The organism is Stenotrophomonas sp. TWI700, assembly GCF_039673645.1.
In the GTDB taxonomy this organism is placed as follows: Bacteria; Pseudomonadota; Gammaproteobacteria; order Xanthomonadales; family Xanthomonadaceae; genus Stenotrophomonas; species Stenotrophomonas maltophilia_AA.
The window spans coordinates 59052-84559 of the sequence record NZ_JBDJMB010000006.1; the positions used below are offsets into that span (position 1 = coordinate 59052).

At 66.9% G+C, this 25508-nt stretch carries 18 protein-coding genes; 7 read left to right on the top strand and 11 right to left on the bottom strand.

What is annotated here, in order from left to right; translation table 11 throughout:
• Positions 1 to 44: 44 nt before the first annotated feature.
• Positions 45 to 1433, bottom strand: coding sequence for an FAD-binding oxidoreductase (locus ABE473_RS06875; RefSeq protein WP_346488927.1), 1389 nt, complete (start codon positions 1431 to 1433; stop codon positions 45 to 47).
• A gap of 204 nt (positions 1434 to 1637) precedes the next feature.
• Between ABE473_RS06875 and serA the strand changes: the two genes are divergently transcribed.
• Positions 1638 to 2879 carry a phosphoglycerate dehydrogenase gene (gene serA / locus ABE473_RS06880; RefSeq protein WP_346488928.1) on the top strand — a complete coding sequence of 414 codons (1242 nt, stop codon included), beginning with the start codon at positions 1638 to 1640 and terminating at the stop codon, positions 2877 to 2879.
• Between the two features lie 42 nt (positions 2880 to 2921).
• On the opposite strand, the gene ABE473_RS06885 is transcribed toward serA, so the two are convergent.
• Positions 2922 to 3503: an NUDIX hydrolase gene (locus ABE473_RS06885; RefSeq protein WP_346488929.1), complete on the bottom strand. Its 582-nt coding sequence runs from the start codon at positions 3501 to 3503 to the stop codon at positions 2922 to 2924.
• Between the two features lie 185 nt (positions 3504 to 3688).
• Here ABE473_RS06885 and ABE473_RS06890 point away from each other — a divergent pair, with 185 nt between their 5' ends.
• From ABE473_RS06890 to mtnC, 5 genes are all read left to right on the top strand, one after another.
• Entirely contained in the window at positions 3689 to 5167 is a 1479-nt protein-coding gene (locus ABE473_RS06890; protein ID WP_179459062.1) for an amino acid permease, read from the top strand.
• Between the two features lie 68 nt (positions 5168 to 5235).
• Positions 5236 to 6672: an amino acid permease gene (locus ABE473_RS06895; protein WP_346488930.1), complete on the top strand. Its 1437-nt coding sequence runs from the start codon at positions 5236 to 5238 to the stop codon at positions 6670 to 6672.
• A 128-nt stretch (positions 6673 to 6800) separates the two neighbouring features.
• Positions 6801 to 7460, top strand: a complete 660-nt coding sequence (locus ABE473_RS06900; protein WP_346488931.1) for a methylthioribulose 1-phosphate dehydratase — start codon at positions 6801 to 6803, stop codon at positions 7458 to 7460.
• Positions 7461 to 7559: 99 nt separating this feature from the next.
• Positions 7560 to 8123 (top strand): acireductone dioxygenase, encoded by a 564-nt coding sequence (locus ABE473_RS06905; protein WP_346488932.1) that lies wholly within the window; start codon positions 7560 to 7562, stop codon positions 8121 to 8123.
• Positions 8124 to 8126: 3 nt separating this feature from the next.
• Positions 8127 to 8825, top strand: a complete 699-nt coding sequence (gene mtnC / locus ABE473_RS06910) for an acireductone synthase (RefSeq protein WP_346488933.1) — start codon at positions 8127 to 8129, stop codon at positions 8823 to 8825.
• Between the two features lie 103 nt (positions 8826 to 8928).
• On the opposite strand, the gene ABE473_RS06915 is transcribed toward mtnC, so the two are convergent.
• From ABE473_RS06915 to ABE473_RS06940, 6 genes are all read right to left on the bottom strand, one after another.
• Positions 8929 to 11562 carry a glycoside hydrolase family 2 protein gene (locus ABE473_RS06915; protein WP_346488934.1) on the bottom strand — a complete coding sequence of 878 codons (2634 nt, stop codon included), beginning with the start codon at positions 11560 to 11562 and terminating at the stop codon, positions 8929 to 8931.
• 81 nt (positions 11563 to 11643) lie between these two features.
• Positions 11644 to 12837 carry an AGE family epimerase/isomerase gene (locus ABE473_RS06920; protein ID WP_346488935.1) on the bottom strand — a complete coding sequence of 398 codons (1194 nt, stop codon included), beginning with the start codon at positions 12835 to 12837 and terminating at the stop codon, positions 11644 to 11646.
• A complete protein-coding gene (locus tag ABE473_RS06925; protein ID WP_346478073.1) occupies positions 12834 to 13829 on the bottom strand; it encodes a carbohydrate kinase in 996 nt (331 codons plus the stop codon). Before ABE473_RS06925 ends, ABE473_RS06920 begins: the two co-directional genes overlap by 4 nt.
• A 7-nt stretch (positions 13830 to 13836) precedes the next feature.
• Complete coding sequence (fucP, locus tag ABE473_RS06930) at positions 13837 to 15147, bottom strand: L-fucose:H+ symporter permease (RefSeq protein ID WP_346478072.1); 1311 nt, start codon at positions 15145 to 15147, stop codon at positions 13837 to 13839.
• 44 nt (positions 15148 to 15191) lie between these two features.
• Positions 15192 to 16235, bottom strand: a complete 1044-nt coding sequence (locus tag ABE473_RS06935) for a LacI family DNA-binding transcriptional regulator (RefSeq protein WP_346489005.1) — start codon at positions 16233 to 16235, stop codon at positions 15192 to 15194.
• A 118-nt stretch (positions 16236 to 16353) separates the two neighbouring features.
• Positions 16354 to 18753, bottom strand: coding sequence for a GH92 family glycosyl hydrolase (locus ABE473_RS06940; RefSeq protein WP_346489006.1), 2400 nt, complete (start codon positions 18751 to 18753; stop codon positions 16354 to 16356).
• A 654-nt stretch (positions 18754 to 19407) separates the two neighbouring features.
• On the opposite strand from ABE473_RS06940, the gene ABE473_RS06945 reads away from it, so the two are divergent.
• On the top strand, positions 19408 to 22476 hold the full coding sequence (locus ABE473_RS06945) for a TonB-dependent receptor (RefSeq protein ID WP_346488936.1): 3069 nt from the start codon (positions 19408 to 19410) through the stop codon (positions 22474 to 22476).
• A 134-nt stretch (positions 22477 to 22610) separates the two neighbouring features.
• On the opposite strand, the gene ABE473_RS06950 is transcribed toward ABE473_RS06945, so the two are convergent.
• Genes ABE473_RS06950 through ABE473_RS06960 form a run of 3 tightly spaced genes read right to left on the bottom strand, consistent with a single transcriptional unit; the run spans position 22611 to position 25390 of the window.
• Complete coding sequence (locus tag ABE473_RS06950; RefSeq protein WP_346488937.1) at positions 22611 to 23360, bottom strand: copper homeostasis protein CutC; 750 nt, start codon at positions 23358 to 23360, stop codon at positions 22611 to 22613.
• Positions 23357 to 24355 (bottom strand): N(4)-(beta-N-acetylglucosaminyl)-L-asparaginase, encoded by a 999-nt coding sequence (locus tag ABE473_RS06955; RefSeq protein WP_346488938.1) that lies wholly within the window; start codon positions 24353 to 24355, stop codon positions 23357 to 23359. The genes ABE473_RS06950 and ABE473_RS06955 overlap by 4 nt, the downstream gene beginning before the upstream one ends.
• A gap of 33 nt (positions 24356 to 24388) precedes the next feature.
• Positions 24389 to 25390 (bottom strand): glucokinase, encoded by a 1002-nt coding sequence (locus tag ABE473_RS06960; protein WP_346488939.1) that lies wholly within the window; start codon positions 25388 to 25390, stop codon positions 24389 to 24391.
• Between the last annotated feature and the right edge of the window lie 118 nt (positions 25391 to 25508).

Sequence of the window (25508 nt, forward strand, 5' to 3'; positions counted from 1 at the left end):
TGGAAAGCACAGAGCGTATAGGCTGCGTGAAATCCTGTCTCGTCTCAGAGGTCGAAGACCTTGCCGGGATTCAGCAGCGCTTGGGGATCAAACGCGCGTTTGACCGCCTTCATCAAGGCGATTTCCGCCGCGCTGCGGGTGCTGTCCAGATAGCCCTTCTTGACCAGGCCGATCCCGTGCTCGGCCGAAATGCTGCCGTCGAACCGGCTCAGCACGCCGGCCAGGAGCTTGGTGACATGCTCGCACTGGGTCAGGAACTCGGCATCCGCGGTGCCGTCCGGCTTGAGCACGTTGATGTGCAGGTTGCCGTCGCCGATGTGTCCGAACCAGACCACGTCGAACTGCGGGTACGCCTGCCCGATCAACGCCTGGGTTTCGGCGAGAAACGCCGGCATCGCCGAGATCCGCACCGAAACGTCGTTCTTGTAGGGTTTGTAGCGCGCCACCGCCTCGGTGATGCCTTCGCGCAACCGCCACAGCTGCGCGGCCTGCGCATCGCTCTGGCTGACCACACCATCGCTGACCCAGCCGTGCGTCATGCAGTCTTCGAAGGCGGCCATCGCGGCGGCTTCCTCGGCGTCATCGCCGGCAGCGAACTCGGTCACCACGTAATACGGATGGACCTCATCGAACGGCGCCTGCGCACCGTGCGCCAGCACGTGCTCGAGCGCGCGGTCGGTGAAGAATTCGAACGCCTGCAGCTGCAGACGTTCGCGGAATGCGGCAAACACCTGCATCAGCACCTCGAACGAGGGCAGTGCCAGCAGCATCACGTTGCTCGCCGGCGGCGGGTCGGTGAGCTTCAGCGTCGCTTCCACGATGACGCCCAGCGTGCCTTCCGAGCCGATCAGCAGCTGGCGGAAGTCGTAGCCGCTGGAATTCTTGATCAGGCCCTTGTTGAGCTCGACCCGCTCCCCGGCCATGGTCACCACCGTCAGGCCGGCGATCCACTCACGGGTATTGCCGTAACGGATCACGCGGATGCCGCCGGCGTTGGTGGCGATGTTGCCGCCGATCGAGCACGACCCGCGCGCGGCGAAATCCACCGGGTAGATCAGCCCGTGCTCGAGCGCCGCGTTGTGCACTGCTTCCAGCGGCATGCCCGCCTGCACGGTCAGGGTGCGGTCGACGGCATCGAAGGCCAGCGGCTTGTTCATCCGTTCCAGGCTGAGCACCAGTTCCCCATGGGCCGCCACCGCGCCACCGGACAGGCCGGTGCGGCCGCCGGAAGGCACTACCGCCACGTTGCGGGCACTGGCCCAGCGCAGGATCGTCTGCACCTCCTCGACCGTACCCGGCAGCGCGATCGCCAGTGGCGCCGGCGTCCAGCGGCGGGTCCAGTCGCGGCCGTAGTGCTCCAGATCGGCCGGATCGGTCTTCAGGCGCAGCCCGGGGCAATCGTGCAACAGCGAATCAAGGCGCGGATCGGTCATGGGGCGTCTGGCAGTGCCGGGGGAGCCCGCAAGCCTGCCAGCCGCTACCGGCCGCGTCCAGTCGCCGGTGCGTCGATCGCCCGCGCCAGCCCTACCTAAATAGGTGCATCTGAAACTGTCTGGCCAGCGATTGGCGCACCGCACCATCGACGCCGGCTTCTGGCATAGTTGGGGGCTCCCGCCGCCACACGTCGCACGCCGCCCATGTCGCCGAAAAAGACCTCGTTCCCGAAGCAGGATATCCGCGTACTGTTGCTCGAGGGGGTCAGCCAGACCGCGATCGACGTGTTCACCGCGGCCGGCTATTCGCAGATCGAACTGCACAGCAAGGCGCTGCCCGAAGACGAACTCAAGGCCCGGATCGCCGAGGCCCACATCGTCGGCATCCGCTCGCGCACCCAGCTGAGCGCGGATGTGCTGGTGCATGCCAAGCGCCTGATGGCGGTCGGCTGTTTCTGCATCGGCACCAACCAGGTCGACCTGGAGGCGGCGGAACTGGCCGGCATCCCGGTGTTCAACGCGCCCTACTCCAATACCCGCAGCGTGGCCGAGCTGGTGATCGCCGAGGCGATCATGCTGACCCGCGGCATCCCGCAGAAGAACGCCGAGTGCCATCGCGGTGGCTGGTCCAAATCAGCGGCGGGCAGCCACGAGGTGCGCGGCAAGACGCTGGGCATCATCGGCTATGGCCACATCGGCACCCAGGTCGGCGTGATGGCCGAGGCGATGGGCATGCAGGTGATCTTCCACGATGTGGAAACCAAGCTCTCGCTGGGCAATGCCCGTGCGGCGATCAGCCTGGACGGCCTGCTGGCGCGCGCCGACATCGTGACCGTGCACGTGCCCGAAACCCCGGCCACGCAGTGGATGATCGGCGCCGATGAACTGGCGCGGATGCGCCCCGGCGCGCACCTGATCAACGCGGCACGCGGCACCGTGGTCGACATCGACGCGCTGGATGCGGCGCTGCGCTCGGGCCATCTCGGCGGCGCGGCGCTGGACGTGTTCCCGGTCGAGCCCAAGGGCAACGGCGATGCCTTCGTTTCCCCGCTGACCGCCCACGACAACGTGATCCTGACCCCGCACGTGGGCGGCAGCACGCTGGAAGCGCAGGACAACATCGGCGTGGAAGTGGCGGCGAAGCTGGTCCGCTACAGCGACAACGGCAGCACCCTGTCGGCGGTCAACTTCCCGGAAGTGACCCTGCCCGAACACGCCGAGAGCCTGCGCCTGCTGCACATCCACCAGAACGTGCCGGGCGTGCTGTCCAGGGTCAACGAGATCTTCTCGCGCCACAACGTCAACATCGACGGCCAGTTCCTGCGCACCGATCCGAAGGTCGGCTACGTGGTGATCGACATCACCGCCAGCGAAGCCCAGGCCGGCGCCGTGCGCGACGAGCTGGCGGCGATCCCGGGCACGCTGCGGACACGTGTGCTTTATTAACGGGGACGGAGGTAGTTAATAACTACCTCCGTCCCCGTTAAATCACCGCGCCAGCCAGCGTTTGGCCATGCGCGGGAGGGAATCGTCGCCATCCGGGGTATCGATCGCCGCGTTGGCCACGTCACGGATATCGCGCCAGGCCAGTGCCAGCGACTCTTCGCTGACCGCGAACTGCTCGCTGCCCAGCGCCCGCACCACGTAGCGGGCGTCGTAATGCCAATGCCCGGGCACGTCCCTGCGTTCGGGGATCCAGTGCTTGTCGATGTCGAACAGGTCGCCATCCTCCAGCACCAGCGCGGTCAGCCCGGACTCTTCCTCGGCCTCCTTCAGCGCGACCTGGGCCAGATCGCGCTCGCCGTCGGCATGGCCGCCCAGCTGCAGCCAGCGGTCCAGCTTGCGGTGGTGGGTCAGCAGCACGCGCTGCCCGTCGGCGCTGACCAGCCACGCGCTGCCGGTGAAGTGCCCGGCCAGGCGCTCGCGCAGGAACGGGTTTTCCGGATCGTCAAGCAATGTGCTGAATTCGTCAGCGAGCGCCGCGTCCCCCGGGTGTCGGCGGGCGTAGGCGTCAAGCTGACTGCGCAGGGCAGCGTCAGGAATGGCAATGGATTCGGGGTTCAACGACATGGCAGGCGCGGGCATCGTGCGGATTTGGCCGATTATCGCTCGGCCATGCTGCATTTGTGCTTGTACAGCGGCTTCAGCTTTGGCTAAGGTACAGCGGGCCCCGCACCGCTGGGGCGCCCAGTCGCCATCAGGGCGTGCGGCAATGTACCGCGCGCCTCACCTTTGTTCATTTAGGGAAGCACTGCATGCTGAAGTCTCTGTTGAGGGTCAAACCGGTCGCACCGGCACCGCACGTCGATGCCGGCGAGCCCATCGAAGGCAGCCTGGACGGCGAGCCCACACTGAAACGGACCCTCACAGCGAAACACCTCATCCTGCTGGGCATCGGTGCGGTGATCGGTGCCGGCATCTTCGTGCTCACCGGCCAGGCTGCGGCGAACCACGCCGGCCCTGCAGTGATGCTGTCGTTCGTGTTCGCCGGCTTCGCCTGCGCACTGGCCGGCCTGTGCTACGCGGAGTTCGCGGCGATGATGCCGGTCTCCGGCAGCGCCTACTCCTATTCTTACGCCACCCTCGGCGAGGGCATGGCCTGGTTCATCGGCTGGTGCCTGGTGCTGGAGTACCTGTTCGCCTCGGCCTCGGTCGCGGTGGGCTGGTCGGCGTACCTGATCAGCTTCATCACCACCACGCTCAACATGCCGTTCCCGGACGCGTTGAGCGCCGCGCCCATCGCCTGGACCGGCCATGAGTTCATCGCCTCCGGCAAGCTGTTCAACCTGCCGGCAGTGCTGATCGTGGCGGCCGTTTCCGGCCTGCTGTACGTCGGCGTGACCCAGTCGGCCTTCGTCAACGCGATCATCGTGGCGATCAAGGTCACCGTGATCTGTCTGTTCATCGGTTTCGGTGCGGCGCATCTGGACCCGGCCAACTGGACCCCGTTCATTCCGGAGAACACCGGCGTGCCGGGTGAGTTCGGCTGGAGCGGTGTGTTCCGTGCGGCGACCATCGTGTTCTTTGCCTACATCGGCTTCGATGCGGTCTCCACTGCTGCCGGCGAAACCAAGGACCCGCAGCGCAACATGCCGATCGGCCTGCTCGGCTCGCTGGCCGTGTGCACCATCGTCTACATCATCGTCTGCGCCGTGCTGACCGGCATGATGCCGTACCACCTGCTCGGCACCGACAAGCCGGTCGCCACCGCGCTGGAGCCCTACCCGACCCTGTCCTGGCTCAAGACTGCGGTGGAAATCGGTGCGATCGCCGGCCTGTCCTCGGTGGTGCTGGTGATGATGATGGGCCAGACCCGCATCGCCTACACGATCTCCCGCGACGGCCTGCTGCCCAAGATCTTCGGCAAGGTGCACAAGCGCTTCCGCACGCCGTACTGGAGCACGATCGTGGTGGGTGCCGTCGCCGCCACCCTGGCCGGTACCGTGCCGCTGAACGTGCTCGGCGAGCTGGTCTCGATGGGCACCCTGCTGGCGTTCGCCACGGTCTGCATCGGCGTGCTGATCCTGCGCTACACGCGCCCGGAGCTGGAGCGTCCGTTCCGCGTGCCGCTGGTGTGGGTGATCTGCCCGCTGGGCGCGCTGGCCTGTCTGTTCCTGTTCTACCAGGCCTTCGTGGTGCACTGGCACCTGTTCGTGGCGTGGACCCTGCTGGGTCTGTGCATCTACTTCGGCTACGGCATCCGCCACAGCAAGCTGAACAAGAAGAACGCCTGAATGCTGCCGGGCCGGTCCAGTACCGGCCCGGTCGTTTGATACGTCGCGCCTGAGAAGAATTCCAAACCATGTTCAAGCAACTGTGGGCCACCAAGCATCCGCACGCCGCCCATGAAGACGCCAACGGCCTGAGCCTGCGCCGTACCCTCGGCCCCTGGGGCCTGACCGCGCTGGGCATCGGCGCGGTGATCGGCGGCGGCATCTTCGTGATCACCGGCCAGGCCGCGGCCAACCATGCCGGCCCGGCGATCATGCTGTCGTTCGTGCTGGCCGCGATCTGCTGCGCGTTCTGCGCGATGGCCTATGCCGAGTTCGCGGCGATGGTGCCGGTCTCCGGCAGTGCCTACACCTATACCTATGCCACGTTCGGCGAACTCTCGGCCTGGTTCATCGGCTGGATGCTGGTGCTGGAATATGGCGTCTCCGCCTCGGCAGTGGCGGTCAGCTGGACCGGCTATTTCCTGAGCCTGCTCAGCCATTTCGACATCCATCTACCGGCCGCGCTGGTCAGTGCGCCACTGGATGGCCAGCTGCGCCCGACCGGCGCCATCGCCAACATCCCGGCCGCCGTGCTGGTGCTGCTGCTGACCTGGCTGTGCTACGTGGGCATCAGCAAATCCTCGGCCATGAACATGGCGATGGTGGTGCTCAAGACCGCGCTGATCCTGCTGGTGATCGTGGTGGGCTGGAAGTACGTGGATCCGGCCAACTGGACGCCGTTCATTCCGGAGAACGAAGGCCCGGGCAAGTACGGCTTCGATGGCGTGCTGCGCGGTGCGGCGATGGTGTTCTTCGCCTACATCGGTTTCGAGGCGGTCTCGGTGGCCGCGCAGGAATCGCACAAACCGCAGCGCGACATGCCGATCGGCATGATGCTCTCGCTGGTGATCTGCACGGTGCTGTACATCGCCATGGCGGCGGTGATGACCGGGCTGGTGCCGTACCAGCTGCTGGGCACGGACGAGCCGGTGGTGACCGCGGTGGCGGCGCATCCGCAACTGGGTTGGCTGCGCGTGGTGGTGGAAATCGGCGCGCTGATCGGGCTGTCCTCGGTGGTGCTGGTGATGGTGATCGCGCAGCCGCGCATCTTCATGATCATGGGCCGCGACGGGCTGTTGCCGCCGCTGTTCACCAAGATCCATCCCAAGTACCGCACGCCGCACATCAACACGGTGATCACGGGCATCGGCATCGCGTTGCTGGCGGCGGTGTTCCCGCTCGACGTCCTCGGTGAGCTGACTTCGATGGGCACGTTGATCGCGTTCGCGGCGGTCTGCGCGGGCGTGCTGATCCTGCGCCGCACCCAGCCGGACCTGCCGCGTCCGTTCCGGATGCCGATGGCATGGCTGATCTGCAGTCTGGGCGTGCTCAGCTGCGTGGCGCTGCTGACGGCGATGACGGCGCACAACTGGATGCTGATGGGCTTCTGGACGCTGGGCGGTTTCGCGATCTACTTCAGCTACGGTTATCGCCATAGCCGCTTGCGCAAACGGTTATCGCCATAGCCGCTTGCGCAAGTAGTGCCGGCCGCTGGCCGGCTCCACGTGCACCCAAAACGCTCATGAGGAGCCGGCCAGCGGCCGGCACTACCGCCGAGCGCGCGAAATCGATGGAAGCGCCGTAAAATAGCCCCATGAGCACCCCCACCTTCCCGTACGACACCGCGCGCCTGAGCGAACTGGCCCAGCTGCTGATCGACAACGTCCGCGAGCTGGCCCACGCCGGCTGGACCCCGGCCACCAGCAGCAACTTCTCCCACCGCCTGGATGACCGCCATGCCGCGATCACCGTCTCCGGCAAGGACAAGGGCCGGCTGGTGGAGGACGACATCATGGTGGTGGATTTCGACGGCAGGGCCGTCGGCCGCCCGCTGCGCCCCTCCGCCGAGACCCTGCTGCACACCCAGCTGTACCGCCGTTTCCCGGAGATCGGCTGCGTGCTGCATACCCATTCGCCGGTGCAGACCATCGCCTCGCGGCTGTATGCACCGCAGGGCCACATCCGGCTGGAAGGCTACGAGCTGCTGAAGGCCTTCCACGGCAACAGCACCCACGAGATGGCGGTCGATGTGCCGGTGTTCGCCAACACCCAGGACATGGACGTGCTCTCGGCCCAGGTCGATGCCCTGCTCGACACCCAGCCGCTGTGGGGCTATCTGATCGACGGCCACGGCCTGTACGCGTGGGGCCGCACCATGGCCGAGGCGCGCCGCCACATGGAAGCCTTCGAATTCCTGCTGCACTGTGAGCTTGAGCTGCGCAAGCTGCGCGGCGGATCGCGCTCAGATTCCTGAAGAGAATCTGTATTCCGCGCTTCGGCATCAGTGCGTCGCCCCAACCCCGGCGCCGCACTGGTACCCTTTCCTTCCCCTCTTCGCCTCGATGCCGCCGCCATGAGCCGACTCCGCATATTTGATGACACCGCCCCGGATGTCCCGCTGTTCGACAGCCGGGATGGCGAGGCGATCGCCGCCGAACTCAAGCCGATCGGCGTCACCTTCGAGCGCTGGCAGGCGGCCCACGAGGTCGCGCCGGGTGCCAGCCAGGACGAGGTCTTCGCCGCGTACAAGGTCGATATCGACCGGCTGGTTGCCACGCACGGCTTCAAGAGCGTGGACGTCGCATCGATCGCACCGGACAACCCGAAGCGCGCCGAGCTGCGCAAGAAGTTCCTGGACGAGCACTTCCACAAGGAAGACGAGGTCCGCTTCTTCGTTGCCGGGTCGGGGCTGTTCACCCTGCACGTGGACGGCAAGGTCTACGAGATCGAGTGCGTCAAGAACGACCTGATCGCCGTGCCCGATGGCATCACCCACTGGTTCGACATGGGCGAGGAGCCGAGCTTCGTGGCGATCCGCTTCTTCACCGAGCCGGATGGCTGGGTCGGCCATTTCACCGGCAGCGACATCGCCCAGACCTTCCCGCGTTACCACCCCGCACAGCACCAGGCCGACTGATCCATGCCGCATCCGACCGTCATCCTCACCGATATCGAGGGCACCACCAGCAGCGTTTCGTTCGTCAAGAACGTGCTGTTCCCGTATGCGCGCAAGGCGCTGCCGGCGTTTGTCGCCGCGCATGGCCAGGAGCCGCAGGTGCGCCGCTGGCTGGACGCGGTGGCGGTGGAGATCGGCGGCGCCTGCCAGGACAGCCTGATCGTGGAGACGCTGCAGGGCTGGATCGACCAGGACCGCAAGCACACCGCGCTCAAGGCGCTGCAGGGCATGATCTGGGAAGCGGGCTACCGCAACGGCGATTACAAGGCGCACTTCTATCCGGAAGTGGCCGCCGTGCTGAAGGGCTGGCATGCCGAGGGCAAGCCGCTGTACGTCTATTCCTCCGGTTCGGTCCCGTCGCAGAAGCTGTTCTTCGGCTTCAGCGAAGCCGGTGACCTGACGGGGCTGGTCTCGGGCTGGTTCGACACCGAAGTCGGCGGCAAGCGCGAGGCGGACAGCTACCGCCATATCGTGGATGCCATCGGCGTGCCGGCCGCGCAGATCCTGTTCCTGTCCGATGTGGTGGAAGAGCTGGATGCCGCCCGCGAGGCCGGCCTGCAGACCCGTCTGATCGACCGCCTGGACGATTACCCGCTGCCCCGCAGTGGTGAGGCCACGCACGGCCACGACCGCGTCGAGAATTTCCAGCAGATCACGCTGTAACCGGGTACATCCACGCGCCTGCACGCTGGTGAGGTAGATCCACGCCATGCGTGGATGCTGTTCGCGCGATCCCAGCACCGCGCCAGCCACGCATGGCGTGGCTCTACCGGATGACGTCTGCCAGGGAGTGCAGGCGCAATGTGCTGCGCAGCGTCGCCAGATCCGCATCCGCGCGCAGCCGGATCGTCACCGTCTCGCCCGGCACCAGGTCCAGCGCATTGTCGTCGAGCGTGGCATCCAGCCCATCGAACGCGATCCACAGCGCACGCACCAGCGTGGGCGAGCGCAGCGTCAACACGTAGCCGTCGCCGTCGGCGCGCAATGCGCTGTCGATGGCCGGCCGTGACAGCGCCAAGGCCTTGGCCGGCACGAAAGACACCACCTGCTGCGACAACAGTTTCCCGCCGTCGAACAGCTCGACCACCGCCACGGTGCGGGTCGGATCGGCCCCCTTCAACAGGTCGGCATCGGCAAATCGCCCCACCTCCAGCGCGGACAACGGCGGCAGGGCCACGGTATGCCGCTGCTCGCTGCGCAGCGCGCCATCGAGATCGATCACCCGCAGCCGCCATGTCGCCTGCAGACCCTGCTGGCGATCATTGAGCAGACTCACCCGGGTCATCCCGTCGTCGCGCAGCGCCGCGACCGCGTGGTCGGCGAAGAAGCGCCGGGCGTGGAAATGCAGCGCCTTCCAGCGCCCGGCGTAGTCGATGCTCGACCACGACGCCCCCGGCCACACATCGTTGAGCTGCCAATACAGCGAGCCCATCGTGTACGGCCGTGAGGCACGGTGATGCAGGGCTGCGAGCTGGATGCCGTCGGCCTGCATCACCTGGCTCAGGTACACGAATGCCGGGAAATCACGGGGCGTGCCGTACTCCTCCTCGATGTACTTGAGCAGGCGCTGATTACCCTCGCCCGCCATGAATTTCTGGTGTGCGCGCACCATCGAGCTGTCGATCCGCTGCTCGTCGGCGGGAATGATGCCGTCCAGGGTGCGCAGCACCGGCCAGGCCTGCAGCCCGTACTCGGACATGAAACGCGGGGTTTCGCGCAGGTAGGCGGTCACCGGCAGCGCCGGATTGCCCCATACCTGCCAGTAGTGCTTGTCGCCGCGGGTGGAATCGTTGGCCTTTTCGTCCAGGTCGTTGCCCGGTGAGCTCGACCAGTACGGCACGCCCAGTCCCTCCTCGGCCACCACCTGGCGCAGATCATTGCCGAACAGGTCCACGTAGCCCTGCCAGACCTTCGCGGCGAACACGGGATCCGCCGCCGTCAGGTCACGGCCGTGGCCCCAGTCCTTCCATGCGGTCTCTTCTTCGTTATTGCCGCACCACAGCACCACGCTGGGGTGATGGCGCAGGCGCCGCACGTTGTCGCGCGCTTCGTCGACCACGTTCGCGCGGAACGCCGGATCGTAGCCGGGCTGCATGCCGCCCCCGAACATGAAGTCCTGCCAGACCAGCAGGCCCAGCTCGTCGGCGATGTCGAAGAAGACGTCGTCTTCGTAGTAACCGCCGCCCCAGTTGCGCAGCATGTTCATGTTCGCATCGCGTGCCGCGGTCAGCTCGCGCCGGATCCGCGCCTCGTCCACGCGCGCCGGGAACATGTCGAACGGAATCACGTTGGCGCCCTTGGCGAAGATCGGCACGCCGTTGATCACGAACGCGAAGCCCTGGCCGCCGTTGCGGTCCACCTCCCGCCGCAGTTCGACGGTGCGCAGGCCGGTGCGCTGCTCGATGCGGGACGCATCGGCGGTCCCCGGTGCCAGGGTGGCGCGCACGGTATAGCGCGCCTGCTCGCCCTGCCCGACCGGCCACCAGCGCCGCGGATTCTGCAGCGCCACCGGGATCGTGATGCGGTTGTCGCCCGCCTGCAGCATCGCCCTGCGGTCGATGCGCGCCACGCGCTTGCCGTCCGGATCGAGTACCTCCAGTTGCACCGCGGCGGTGCCCACCGCCGCACTCTCCACCTCGACCGCGACCTCGAGGTCCGCGCGGGCCGCATCCAGGGCACGGGTCTGCACGGCCACCGCGGTCAGCCGCTGTGCGTCCCAGCTCTCCAGCCGCACCGGCCGCCAGATGCCGGCGGTCACGTAACGCGGGCCCCAATCCCAGCCGAAGTGGTAGCCCGGCTTGCGCACGAAATTGCCGACCATCGCGTCTTTGGGTTCATCGCCATAGGGCGAGGGGTAGTTGCCGGCGATCTTGTGCGGCATCCCCTGCACGTCCGGCAGCAGCGCGCGGATCGGCGAGCGCAGCACGATGCGCAGTTCATTGCCGCGGGCACGCAACCTGCCGTCGACCCGCGCACGCCAGGTGCGATGACTGTTGTTCGCCTGCAGCAGCGGCTGGCCGTTGAGGGTGACGGTCGCGAACGTATCCAGGCCTTCGAACGCCAGCTCGGCATGTGCGCGCGCCAGCGTCGCCGCATCCACATCGAACTGCGCACGGTATTCCCAGTCGGCGAGGCCGATCCACTGCAGGTCGGCCTCGGGGGCGCCAACGTACGGATCGGGAATCTGTCCCTGTGCCAGCAGGTCGGTATGCACCGCACCAGGCACCTGCGCGGTGCGCCAGCCGGCCAATTGTGGATGGGCGCGCAGCTGGGCATCGCCGGGCAACAGGCGGAAGCTCCACTGGGCCTGCAGCGGCGCTGCCGTCACCGGCAGCACCCACGATCCCACCAGCAGCAACAGCAGCCAGCAGGCCGCACGGACGACACGGAAATGACGCATGGCAGCCTGCCTCGTTGTTGACCCGCTTATGCCGGCCGGCCCGGGGCCGGCACGTTCAGACACCCACTGGCGATCCGCCGATCAACGCACCACGTTGAGCACTTCGTAGCACGCGCCCATGGTGTGGTAATCGGTCTTGCCCGCCGGGCTCTTCTCGTCGCTGTACTTGCGGTTGTCCGCATCCAGGATGCGATACCAGGCGCCATGGCGATGATCGATCATGTGCTGCCAGGCGTAGCCCCACACCCTGTCATACCAGTCCCAGTACACGGCGTCGCCGGTGCGCGTGGCCAGCAGCGCGGCGGTGGCCAGCGATTCGGCCTGCACCCAGAAATACTTGTCGTCATCGCAGACGCTGCCATCCGGCGCGAAGCCGTAATACAGCCCGCCGCGCCCGGCGTCCCAGCTGCGCTCCACTGCCACATCGAACAGATGCCGCGCCGTCGGTACCAGCCAGTCGGCCTGCACGTGGCGATCCAGGATCAGCAGCAGCTTGGCCCACTCGGTCTGGTGACCCGGCTGGAAGCCCCACGGGCGGAACAGGTGCTTGGGGTCATCGCGGTTGTAGTCCCAGTCGATCTGCCACTGGGTGTCGTAGTGCTCCCACACCAGGCCATCGCCCTGCGCCGCCTGGCGACGGGTCATGTGATCGGCCAGCAGCAGCGCGCGATCGAGATAGCGCTGCTCACCGCTCGCCTCGAACGCGGCCAGCATCGCCTCGCACATATGCATGTTGGCGTTCTGGCCACGGTAGTCGCTGAAGTGCCAGTCGGCGTCGGCTTCGTCCTTGTACAGGCCGAACGCCGGTTCCCAGAAGCGCGCTTCCAGCAGCTGCCAGGTCTCGTCCATCCACGAACGCGCTTCGCCGATCCCGGCCTTCAGCGCGCAGCTGTAGGCCAGCAGCACGAAGGCCACGCCATAGCAGTGGTTGGTGGCATCTTCGACCACGCCATCGCGCAGCGTCCACGCATAACCGCCCGTCGCTGGGTTGCGATGCACCTCGCGCAGGTAGCGCAGACCATGCTCGACCGCCGCCAGGTCCTCGGGCTTGCCGAATTCGCGGTAAGCCATCGCATGGTTGAACACGAAGCGGGTGCTGCTGACCAGATGACGGTGGCTGGCGTCATACACGCTGCCATCGTCACGGTAGTAATGGAAGAAGCCGCCGTTAGGGTCGATTTCATGCGGCTGGTAGAACGCCATCGTCTGCGCGATGTGGGCGCGCAGGAACGCGGGCGAGCGGAAGTCGGGGGTTGGCGGAACCGGCGTGGTCATGCGGCGTCATCCTGTTGTTGCTGCAGCAGTTGCTGGACTTCATGGAGGCTGGGCATCGCGGCGAAAGCGCCCTTGCGGGTCACGGCCAATGCACCGACGGCCGCGCCGAAGCGGATCGCCTCGACCAACCCGGCGGGGTCCTGGCAGAACGCGGCGAAACCGGCGCCGTCACCGCCGCGCTCGCCGATCCCGAACAGCAGGCCGCCGACGAAGGCATCGCCGGCCGCGGTCGAATCGACCGTGGTGACGCGGAAGCCGGTGAGCACGCCGTGGGCGTGGCGGGTATGCCAGCGGATCGGTGCGGCGCCGTCGGTGATCACCACCGCCTGGGCCTGCGCGGCGAGCAGGCGCTCGACCACCGCGGCATCACCGCCCGGCACCGAGGCCGCCAGGTACTCCAGTTCCTCACGCGAGAGCTTGACCAGGTCGGCCAGCGACAGCGCTTCCCACAGCCGCGGCAGCGGGTCGACACCGGTCGGCCACAGCGCCGGGCGCAGGTTGAGATCGAGGCTGACCATCGCACCGGCCTGGCGGGCGCGACGCATGCCCTCCAGCGTGGCATCGGCGATCTCGGCCTCGGTCAGGCTGTTGGAGCACACGTGGAAGCTGCGCGTACCGTCGAAGCAGTTCGGGTGGAAGTGCGCGCTGCGGAACAGCAGGTCGGCCGCCGGCGGGCGGTAGAAACTGAAACTACGCTCGCCGCTGGCATCCAGCGCGACGAACGCCAGCGCGGTCTTGGCCGCGTCGGTGCGCACGATGCAGTCGGTCGCCACGCCGGCACTGGCCAGGCTCTCGGCAAGGAAGTCGCCGAACATGTCCTGGCCGAGCATGCCGGCGAAATGGGTATCCGCACCGAGCCTTGCAGCCGCTACCGCGACGTTGGCCGGTGCGCCACCGGCGTACTGCAGGAAGGCACGCGGGGTGTCCGGGGTGGCCGGCGGTTGGGCAAGTAGATCGATCAAAATCTCGCCGAAACAAACAATCTTGGACATCGTGGCCTCACGCTCCCTGGCGGAATCCGACGGCCGGGCGCGAACCGGACAGGCCGTAGAAGATGATGTAGCCGTAGCAGAGCAGCGGCAGGATGAAGGACTCATGCAGCCCGATGCTGTCGGCCAGCAGGCCCTGCAGGTACGGCACCACCGCGCCACCGACGATGGCCATGATCAGCAGGCTGGAGGCCTTGTTGGTCAGCGTGCCCAGGCGTTCGATGCTCAGCGCGAAGATGGTCGGGAACATGATGGAATTGAACAGACCCACCGCCACGATCGAGTACAACGCGACCTGCCCCTGGCTGAGCATGGTCAGCGCCAGCAGTGCGACGTTCATGCCCGCGAACAGGGTGAGCAGCACGCGCGGCGAGAACCGGGTCATGATCGCCGAGCCGGCGAAACGACCGATCATCGCCAGCGTCCAGTACGCCGAGACGTAATGGGTGGCTTCCTTCTCGGTGAAGCCGCCGATGTTGGGCAGCGACAGGTAGTTGACCAGGAAGCTGCCGATCGACACTTCCGCACCCACGTAGAAGAAGATCGCCAGCACGCCGAACAGCACGTGGCGATGGCGCAGCGCATCCATCAGGGTGTGCTTGCTGGTATCGGCCTGCTCGGTGGTCTCGGTCAGCGCCGGCAGGCGGAACAGATAGACGAACACCGCCAGCAGGAACAGCGCCACGGCCAGGCCCACGTACGGGCCCTGCACGGACTGCGCTTCCTGCACGCGGTAGGCGATCTGCTCGGCGGCCGGCAGCGCGCCGATCTCGTCGGCACTCTTGACCGTGTTGCCCAGGATCAGCAGCCCGCCGAAGATCGGCGCGATCGCGGTACCCAGCGAGTTCAGCGCCTGGGCCAGGGTCAGGCGGCTGGAGGCCGTCTGCTCCGGGCCAAGCAGCGCCACGTACGGGTTGGCCGCGACCTGCAGCACGGTGATGCCGGTGGCCAGCACGAACAGGGCGCCCAGGAAGGCTTCATACACGCGCAGTTCGGCGGCCGGCCAGAAGCCCAGCGCACCGACCGCGGCAATCGCCAGGCCGGCCACGATGCCCTTCTTGTAGCCCAGATGCGCGACCAGCCGGCCGGCCGGGAGCGACATCAGGAAGTACGCACCGAAGAAGGTGAACTGCACCAGCATCGCGCGGGCGTAGTTCAGTTCGAACACCGCCTTCAGATGCGGGATCAGGATGTCGTTGAGGCAGGTGAGGAAGCCCCACATGAAGAAGATGGTGGTCGCCACGGCCAGCGCGACACGCGTGTTCACCACGGGCGCAGCGGAGGATGAGGATGGGAGGCGGGGCGTAGGAGAGATGGGCATTCAGGTACGCGCCTCAGTGCGCGAGCAGGTGATTGGGGGAACCATCAGACGGTCATCGCGCCACTGCTCTCGCGAACGCGGAGCTGGACCGGTGCAACGGTACGGGCCGGCGCAGCGTCGGGATGGTCCAGACGCAGCAACAGCAGTTCGGCTGCCTGCCGCCCGCGCTCGCGCGGGTTGACGGTCAGCGTGGTCAGCGGCGGCGATGCCACCGAGGCCTCGGAAATATCATCGAAACCGGTCACCGCGAAGTCGCGACCCGGCTGCACGCCGCGCGAGGCCAGGCCCAGCATCAGGCCCAGTGCGACGCTGTCGTTGTAGCAGACCGCCGCGGTCGGCACGTCACCGAGCGCGAACAGCTCGCCGGTCCGCGCGGCTGCATCCAGGCGACTGGGCGAGGTTTCGATCAGCCACGCCGGCTGCACCGGCATGCCCGCCTCGACCAGCGCCTGCGCATACCCGGTACGACGCTGATGGCACGAACTGGACACCGCATGGCCGCCATAGAACGCGATGCGGCGGTGGCCCTGTTCGATCAGATGGCGGGTGGCCAGGTAGGCACCCTGCTGGTTGTCCAGGGTCAGGAAGTCCCACTCTGCGCCGGGCAGTTCGCGGTTGAACAACAGCACGTTGGCATGGCCGAGCACCTGCCGCAGCTGCGCGGTATCGCTGCCTTCGGCCGGCGACAGGATCAGCCCGGCCGGCATGTGCTCCATCAAGGTGGTCAGCACGGCCTGCTGCCGTTCCGGCGATTCACCGGTGCTGCCGAGCAGGGTCACGAAGCCCTTGCCGCCCAGCGCTTCGTCCACCCCGGAGGCGAATTCGGCGAAGAACGGGTTGGACAGGTCGTTGATGACCAGGGCCACGCTCGAGGACGTGCGCCGACGCAGGTTGGCCGCGCCGCGGTTGTACACGTAGCGCTGGCGCCGCAGTTCGGCCTCCACCTTGGCACGGGTGTCGACGTTCACCAGGGGACTGCCACGCAGCACCAGCGACACGGTCGCGCGCGACACGCCGATCGCTTCGGCGATGTCGGTCACGGTGACCGCGCGCGTGCCTTTGCCGGCGGGGGTGGCCTTGTCTTTCATCGGGTCGTCGGGTTCCTCAAGCAAGGTGCAAGCCTAAACGATCGCATTGGCCAGCGGTCCGCGCCCGTGCCGGCGGTCAGCCCCGGGGGGACGACCTCGGCGCAGGCGGGTGCGCCGCTCATTCCAGCACTGCGCCGGGGGTGGCGCAGAACGAGGCCGGCAGCGCCTCGGCCTGCGTGCCCCAGCCGTTCTCCGGGGCGGTGCTGCCCAGTGCGAACGAGATGGTGCCACCGCGCTGCAGCTGCGCCCAGTCCAGCCACACCGGCGCATGCGCGCGGCCGTCGACCTGGACGTTCTGGACATACTGCAGCTGTCGGCCATCGGCGCCCGGGGCTTTCAGGGTCAACGTCTTGCCCTGGCCCAGATCGATCTCGGCACGGGAAAAGCGCGGCGTATGCAGCAGGAACTCGCCGCTACCCGGCACCGCCGGATACAGGCCGAGCGCACTGAACAGGTACCAGGCCGACATCGTGCCCAGGTCATCATTGCCGGTCACGCCGTTGGGCGCATTGGTGAACAGCTGCTGCGCGGCACGCACCACGGTCGCGGTCTTCCACGGCTGGCCGATCAGCGTGTACATCCACGGCGCGTGCAGGTCCGGTTCGTTGTTGGGGTTGTAGCGGTACTGGTTGTAGTAGCTGTACGGCCCGACCACCCATTCCTTGCGCGCGGCGGTCAGCGGCGACTTCACGAGTGCGTCATAGGCGAAGAACGTATCCAGACGGCGGGCCGCCTGCTCACGACCGTGCATGGCCTGGACCAGGCCGGGCACGTCCTGCTGCGCCAGCCACTGGTACTGCCACGCGGTGCCTTCATGGAAACCATGGTGCGAGCGCGGGCTGTACTTGCCGTCGGCCGGCAGGTACCACGCGCCATCTTCCATGCGCGGACGCGGGAAACCGTTGAAGTCGCCCTCCTCGTCCCGCACCGAAGGGTCCCACACCTTGTGCCAGTTGCGGCCGCGCTCGCGCAGCACGCCGGCATCGGCGGCATGCCCGAGGCCATCGGCCATCTGTGCCAGCGCGCAGTCGGCCAGCGCGTATTCCAGCGTCGCCGAGCCACCGTGGTGCGGATCCACGTCCATGCCCTTGGAGGGGAAGGCACGGTCGTACTGCACGTAGCCGTTGGCCAGGTAGCTCGGATTGCCCGAACGGCCTGCATGACGGGAGTTCATCGGCGGCACCTCGAACGCGTTCTTGCGCAACGCGGTGTACGCCTCGCCTTCGCGGCCGGCGAGCGCGCCGAAGCGCCACAGGTCCACCAGGAACGGCGTGACCGGATCACCCGTCATGATGTTGGTTTCGAAGTTGGCATAGCCCCAACGCGGCAGCCAGCCGCCCTGCGCTTCGATGGCCAGCAGGGTCCGGCCGATATCGCGCGCGACCTCCGGCTTGGTCAGCGCCAGCCACTGGTTCTGTGCGCGGTAGGTATCCCACAGCGAGAAGTACTCGTAGTAGGTCCAGCCTTCGGCACGATGGATGGCGTCGTCGTAGCCACGGTAGCGGCCGTCGGCATCACTGCCGGTCAGCGGCTGCAGCAGCGCGTGGTACAGCGCGGTGTACAGCACGGTGCGGTCATCGGTGCTGCCGCCCTGTACGCGCACTGCGGCCAGCTCCTTGCGCCACTGCTGCTGCGCCATCTGGCGCATCTGATCGAAGCCGAGCAGGCGCTCGCTCTGCATGCCATCGCTGCGCAGGTTGGCACGCGCGCCTTCGGCATCCACGTGCGAGATCGCGCTGACCGCGGTCACGGCGCGGCCCTTGGCCAGGTCGAAGCTGAGCCAAGCGCCGCTGGGTTTGAGTTCGCCTTCCATGCCATGGCGTGCGCCCGGCAGGCCGCCGCCCTCGCCCCAGGTACCGAACGCCTTGAACGGGCGATCGAACTCGATGCGGAACCAGGTGGTGTACTGATGCCCACCGCAGAAGCTCTTGGTGACCAGCTTGCCTTCCACGGCACGGTCGCCGACCACGTCGACCACGCTGCCGATCACCGAATGGCGCTCGTTGGCCTGGCCAAGGTTGACCAGCACGTGGCCGGTCGTCGCATCCGCGGCGAAGGTGTAGCGCTCGGCCGCGGCGCGGGTGCGCGCGGTGGCCTCGGCATCGATGCCGCCGTAATTGGTCAGGCGCACCTTGTAGTAGCCGGCCTGGCCGACTTCACCGTCATGGGTGTAGCTGGAAGCGTAGCGCTTGTGGTCGAAGCTCTTGGCGTCGTCGGTGTTGAAGTCACCGCCCGGGCCGATGCTGCCGGTCACCGGCAGGACCGACACCTGGCCGCCCTGCTCCCAGCAGCCGGCACCCGACAGGAAGGAGTGGCCGAAGCCGCGGATCTTGGGATCGTCATAGCGCCAACCGGCGTAGTGCTCGCCGATCGGGCTGACCTGGATCAGGCCGAACGGCGCCGAGGCACCCGGGAACGTATTGCCATCGTCCTTGCTGCCGATGAAGGTGTTGACCTCACGTTCCAGTGCAGCGGGCGCGGCCTGCAGCAACAACGGCGCGCAGCTCAGCGCCAGCAGGCAGGCCAGGCCGGCCAGCGGGCGGCGGCGGGCCGGGACGGCATGGGCGGCGGGAACAACGGAAGGACAGTTGGAAAAACGGGTCACGGACACGGGCTCCTTGGCGGACGTGGCGGCAGCGCGAACCTTTGGCGGTGGGCGCCGCGGGTTCCCTGGACTGGGCGACCCAATCCACACCCCGGTGAATTTAGATCGATTTAAGTAAAGCACGGGAATTTCAGGCGATGCATTCTGCGCTGCAACATGACCCTGCCCCGAGGGCCATTCACTGCCCATGCCGTTGCGCACTCTCCCCGGGGCAACCCCGGTGGGAACTCCGATTCATGGTCAGCGCCCCACCCACAGGGCCGGGGCGGTCCGGCCTGTGCCGCCGGGGATAGTGCCCTCGCCAAGCGAAAGCTGCCCGGGAATCCATATTGCGGAGCAGCATGCTTCGCCCGCGCGGTCGTGCTAAAAATCCCCCGCCAATCGTTTAGATCGATCCAACTTAAAACGGTCACGATTGCCGGAAGTGGGGAGCCGGGGGACTGCCCCACGCGATGCATGCGGGACGCGCCAGGCAACTCGACGCTCTGGAAAATGGGCTTCAAACATTAGATCGATTCAAAGAATTCGTATCGCCACCGTTTCAATCCAGGAGAGGGAGAGAGTGGAATGAAGATGTCACGCATGCACCGCCGCGTTACGTTGTCCGCGGCCATCGCAAGCGCCTTGGCCGCGGCTGTCGTGCCCGCCAGCGCGTTCGCGCAACAAGCGACCCCGGCCGCGACCGGTACCCCTGATGCCACCACGCTCGACAGCGTGACCGTCACCGGCTACCGCTACGCCATCGAAAAGAGCCTGCAGCAGAAGCGCGACGCCAACGCCGTGGTCGAAGTGATCACCGCCGAGGACGTGGGCAAGTTCCCCGACAAGAACGTCGCCGATGCGCTGCAGCGCGTGCCCGGCGTGGTGATCACGCGCAGCGGCGGTGAAGGCAAGAGCGTCAGCGTGCGCGGCCTCGCCCCCGACCTGACCCTCACCCAGTTGAACGGCAATTACGTCGCCACCTCGGAGACCAACAACGAGGCGTCGCGTTCGTTCAATTACACGCTGCTGCCGTCGAACATGCTGTCCAGCGCGGAGCTGTTCAAATCGCCGGAAGCGCGCATCGACGAAGGCGGCATCGGCGGCACGGTGATCCTGCACACCCGCCGTCCGCTCGACATGGAGGCCAACTCCGGGTACGTGAACCTGGAAGGCACCTCGTCGGACACCAGCCACGACATCGATCCGCAGGCCTCGGCGCTCTACTCCTGGCACAGCAAGGACGAACGCTTCGGTGTGCTGGTGGGCGTGACGCAGCAGAAGCGCACCAGCCGCACCATGGAAGCCAGCACCGAGGACTATCAGTGGTATGGCGCCGGCGACGCGCGTGATGCCCACGGCAATGCGCTGCCGCAGGATGGCATCCACTACTGGTGGGGGCAGTCCGGTTTCAACAACCAGACCGGCGGCAACTACAGCGACTTCTTCATGCCGACCTCGGTGAATTTCGCCGTGAAGGAAGAGAAGCGCGAGCGCAAGGGCGGCCAGCTGACCTTCCAGTTCAAGCCGCTGGACAACCTGACCCTGACCGCCAACTACTTCCGCTTCGAGCTGCAGGGGGATTACACCCAGAACATGCTCAAGGTGCCGGAGTGGAGCATGGCCCGCTTCAACGGCGACGGTAACTGGGCCGGCGGCCGGCTGCTCAACGGGCTGGACTTCGATCCCAGCGGCAGCATCGTGACCGGCGCGCAGTTCGAGAAGCTGCCGGGCAAGGCCTACATCTGCAGCGAAGAACAGGCCGCAGCGGCCGGCCTGGCGCCGGGCGGCTGGGGTCCGGACGATTGCACCCTCCCCACCCCGCAGCTGACCGGTGGCTACAGCAAGGAGAAGGCGCTTTCGCAGACCGCCGACCTGGCGGTCGAATGGGATATCAGCCCGTTGTGGAAGGCCTCGTTCACCGGCGGCCGTACGTGGTCCGAAGGTGGCCCGTCGATGAACTTCCGCATGTCGGCCAAGCCGCGCCGCAAGGTCGGTGCGGACTACCTGTCGGGCAATCAGTACACCGCGTGGGACCTGACCGGTACACCGTCGGTCCAGTTCTCGCCGGACCTGCAGCAGCAGTTGATGGCCGGCATTGCCGAAGTCGACACCGGCTCGACCGACTCGTCGTGGATGCAGACCGAAGTCGAACAGAACTACTTCCAGGCCGACTTCACCAAGCTGTTTGAAACCGGCTGGCTGGACTCGATCCAGTTCGGCACCAAGTACCGTGACGGCAAGGTCCACCGCAACACCGGCAACACCTACTGGGTGTGCCAGGGTCTGGACCCGTCCGACTACGACAACAACCGTTACCAGGCCGGCTGCGATTCGACCGCCGGCGATGCGCAGCCGGGCTTCTTCCTGTCCAATCCGATCAGCAACATCGCGGGCGGCTTCAACGCCAACGTGTTCCCGGGCATCAACTACCCGGCCTACATCAATTACCTCAACCAGACCTACGGCGGCTCGCACAACCGTACCGAAGAAGACTTCGTCTACGACGTCAACGAGAAGATCTACTCCGGCTACTTCCAGGCCAACTTCCGTACCGAACGCCTGCGCGGCAACGTCGGCGTGCGCGTGGTGCGCACCGAGCAGTTCGCCCAGTCCAGCGATTCGGTCGAGCGCTTCAACGATTACTTCGTCGACAACGCCAACGGCTCGCCGATGAGCTGCGATGATCCGGCCGCGGATCCGACCCTGCGCTGCCAGGGCGGCTTCGTGCGCCTGCCGGACAACCAGGTCCGCGACAAGGTCTACACGCTCAGCTCGCTCGACAAGACCTATACCGACTTCCTGCCGAGCTTCAACATCGCCTGGGACATCACCGACAGCCTGGTGCTGCGCGGTGCAGCGTCGAAGGTCATCGCACGTCCGGGCTATACCAGCATCGCCTACCCGGGCGGCCTGAACTACATCAGCGAGGAGTACAGCAACGACCGCCGCGTGGCCGGTGGTACTGACACCCCGGGCTGGTACGGTTCGGGCAGCAACAAGAACCTGGAGCCGTTCAAGGCGGTCCAGTTCGATCTCGGCGTGGAGTGGTACTTCAAGCCGGGCTCCGCTGCGGGCGTGGCACTGTTCCGCAAGAACGTGGACAACTTCACCGTGCCGGTGGTGCGCGACCAGCAGATGACGGTCGGCGGCCAGACGGTCACCGTGCAGAAGTACCGCACGGAAGCCAACGGCCGTGATGGCGTCTCGCAGGGTGTCGAGGTGTACGGTCAGTACACCTTCGACATGGGCTTCGGCGTGCAGGCCAACTACACCTACAACGACACCAACCTCGCCTCGATCGTGCTGGATGGCGAAGAAATCGGTGCGTCGCCGCTGGTGGGCAGCGCCAAGAACCAGGCCAACGTCACGATCTTCTACGAGAACGACAAAATCCTGGCCCGCGCCTCGTACAACCGCCGTGGCGAAGTGGTGGGTGGCCTGAACAACGGCCTGACCACCTACACCAAGCCCTACGACCAGCTCGACCTCAACGTGGCGTACAACATCACCCCGGACTGGACGGTCACCGCCTCGGTGCTGAACGCCACCAAGTCCGAGCTGCGAAGCTACATCGGCGGTGACAGCGAAGCCCGCCTGCTGTCCAACATCTACGCCGGCCGCCAGCTGTACTTCGGCGTGAACTGGAAGTTCTAAGCATCACCCGCCCCGCCTCCGGGCGGGGCAACGGTCCTCCACGGCAGCTGCGCTTCTACAGGCAGCTGCCGTTTTTTTAACGGCGTTTTTCTTAACAGGGACGGAGGTAGTTAATTGCAGCCATGCGTCACGGATTAACTACCTCCGTCCCTATTATCAAGAGCCGCCCGCAGCGCTCTGACGTGCGCTGTGTCGGTCACGGTCCAGTCCGGCGACAACCCGGTCAACGCGGGATTGTGGTGACGCATTGCCGACGGCTGCGTCGTCTTCGCGGAGGCGTGCAGTTCAACGCACCCACTGCGGTCAGCCACCTCCATGGCATTGGCCGCAGTGATGCCCACGCCCGCCATCAGTGATATCCGATCGCCTGCCTGCGCAACCAGCCCACCCAGGACATCGGCGCCGGCCAGGGCACTGGCCTGCCCGCCCGAACTCAGGATGCGCTGGCAACCCAGCGTCACGATCTGCTCCAGCGCCGCCGGCAGATCACGCGCGGCATCGAACGCACGGTGGAAGGTGATGCCGAGCGGGCCTGCCGCGGCCACCAGTTCACGGCACAACGCCATGTCGATGCCACCGTCGGCATCCAGTGCACCGATCACCACGCCATCGCAGCCGAGCGCACGGCAGTGCGCGATATCGCGCAGCATGATCTCGGTCTCCAGCCCGGTGTAAAGAAAATCGCCGGGACGCGGCCGGATCAGCACGAACAACGGAATCTGCAGGCGGTCCCGAGCGATCGCGATGCTGCCCTGCGACGGCGTGGTACCGCCCTCGGCGAGGTTGTCGAACAGTTCGATCCGATCCGCCCCACCCTGCTGGGCGGCCAATGCGGAGGCCACCGAATTCGAGGCGATTTCCAGCACCCGCCGCCGCGCGCTCACGTCTGCTCGCTCGTGTACACCGCGGCGGAATCGCGCAGATCGTCCTGCCGGTCCTTGTCGCAGACTGCATAGACGAAGCCGCGATGCAGCGCGTAGGCGCCGACCTCACCGCGCTTGTTCAACGCGAGGAAGCACACCTGCAGGGTCTTGCTTGCCTCAGGGCGCTTGCGCACCACCCGGGCGATCGCCTCGCGGCAGGCCTCGGCCGGCGAGCGGCCCTGGCGCATCAGCTCGACCACCAGGAAGGAGGCCGCGTTGCGGATCATTTCCTCACCCACGCCCGAGGCCGTCGCCGCGCCCACCTCGTTGTCCACGTACAGGCCCGCACCGATGATCGGGCTGTCGCCCACGCGGCCGTGCATCTTCCAGGCCATGCCACTGGTGGTGCAGGCACCGGCCAGACGCCCTTGGGCATCGATGGCGAGCATGCCCAGCGTGTCGTGGTTGCTGCTGTCGCCGGGGCGGCTGCGTCGCTCGGCATTGATCTCGGGGGTGTACTGCGCGGTCTTGAGCCACTCACGCCACGCCTGCTCGGCTTCCGGGGTGAGCAGCTTCTTGCGTTCGAAGCCCTGCTGCACCGCGAACTGCTGCGCGCCCTCGCCCACCAGCATCACGTGCGGGGTCTGTTCCATCACCCGCCGCGCCACCGAGACCGGGTGCGCGATATCGCTGAGCGCCGCCACCGAACCACAGCGGCCATCGCCGTCCATGATGCTGGCGTCCAGGCTCAGCACCCCATCGCGATCCGGATTGCCACAGCGCCCGACCGTGGGGTTGCACAGGTCGCTCTCGGCCCAGCGTGCGCCGGCTTCCACCGCATCAAGCGCGGAACCGCCGACCGACAGCGTTTTCCAGGCCACCTGGTTGGCCCCTACGCCGAAATCCCAGGTGGACACGACGCGCGCGCCGGTGGCGGTGCGTGCCTGCAGCGTCGGCAGCGCGAGGGCGCCGGCCGCCAGGGCACTGGCCTGGAGAAATCGCCTGCGGTCAGTCATGGGTACGTCTCCAGCTATCGGACAATGGAAGAACTACGCGACGATACAGCGATGCTCCGCGTGCCAGACCGCCGCGCCAAGCACGCCGAGTTCGCCGTGGTCCACGCGCCAGATCGGCACCTGGCGGAGCACGTCGTGCATCACGCCCTTGGCCAGGAAGCGCTCGCGGAAGCGGCCATCGCGCAGGAAGCGGTCCACGCGCGTGGAGATGCCGCCGGCCAGATAGACCGAGCGCGCGCCGAACGTGGTGGCCAGATCGCCGGCCAGACTGCCCAGCCAGGCGCAGAACACCTCCAGCGTCTCCACCGCCACCGGATCGTCGCCTTCGTGCGCGGCCGCGATCAGGGCCTCCGTGCTGGTCCAGCGCGGTGTCGCGCCACGGATATCGCACAGGCAGGGATACAGGTTCATCAGGCCGCCCCCGGACAGCACGCGCTCGTTGTCCACGTGCTCCCAGCGCTGCAGCAGGCGCGAGAGCACCTCCAGTTCCAGCGGATTGCAGGCGTTCAACGCGGCGTGGCCGGCTTCGCTGGCCAGCACCGGACGCTCGCCGCCCTCGAAACGCAGCGCCGCGCCCAGACCGGTGCCCGGACCCAGCACCAATGCCGGCCATCGCGGGCCCACGTCGGATTCGCCGTTGAGGGCCACCATGGTTTCCGGCGCCACGTGCGGGATCGCATAGGCGACCGCTTCGAAATCGTTGATCAGCGCCAGCGACACCAGCCCCGAATCGTGACGGGTCTGCGCGACCGACACCGGCCACGGCAGATTGGTGTTGACCAGATGATCGCCGTCCAGCAGCCCGGCGATCGCGACCACGGCACTGTCCGGCGCGGCGGGCAGGCTGGCGATGAAGTCGGCCAGGATCGCGGCCAGGCCGGGGTGATCAGCGCAGGCATAACGCCGCAGGCCGCTCAGCCGTGGCGCAGCGCCCGCGCACACAGTGGCCAGCGCGACGCGGGCGAACGTGCCGCCGACATCGGCCACGATCAGCGTGTCAGAGTGGGAATCCCGCGGGGCCGCCGTCCGCGACACCTCAGGTTGAGCCGGAACCGGTACCGCTGCGCTCACTCGCTTGCCTTGGTTGAATCGATTGAATCCCGGCGATTCTCAGGCATCGCCGGGGGAATGCAAAGCCGCCTGCGCCATACAG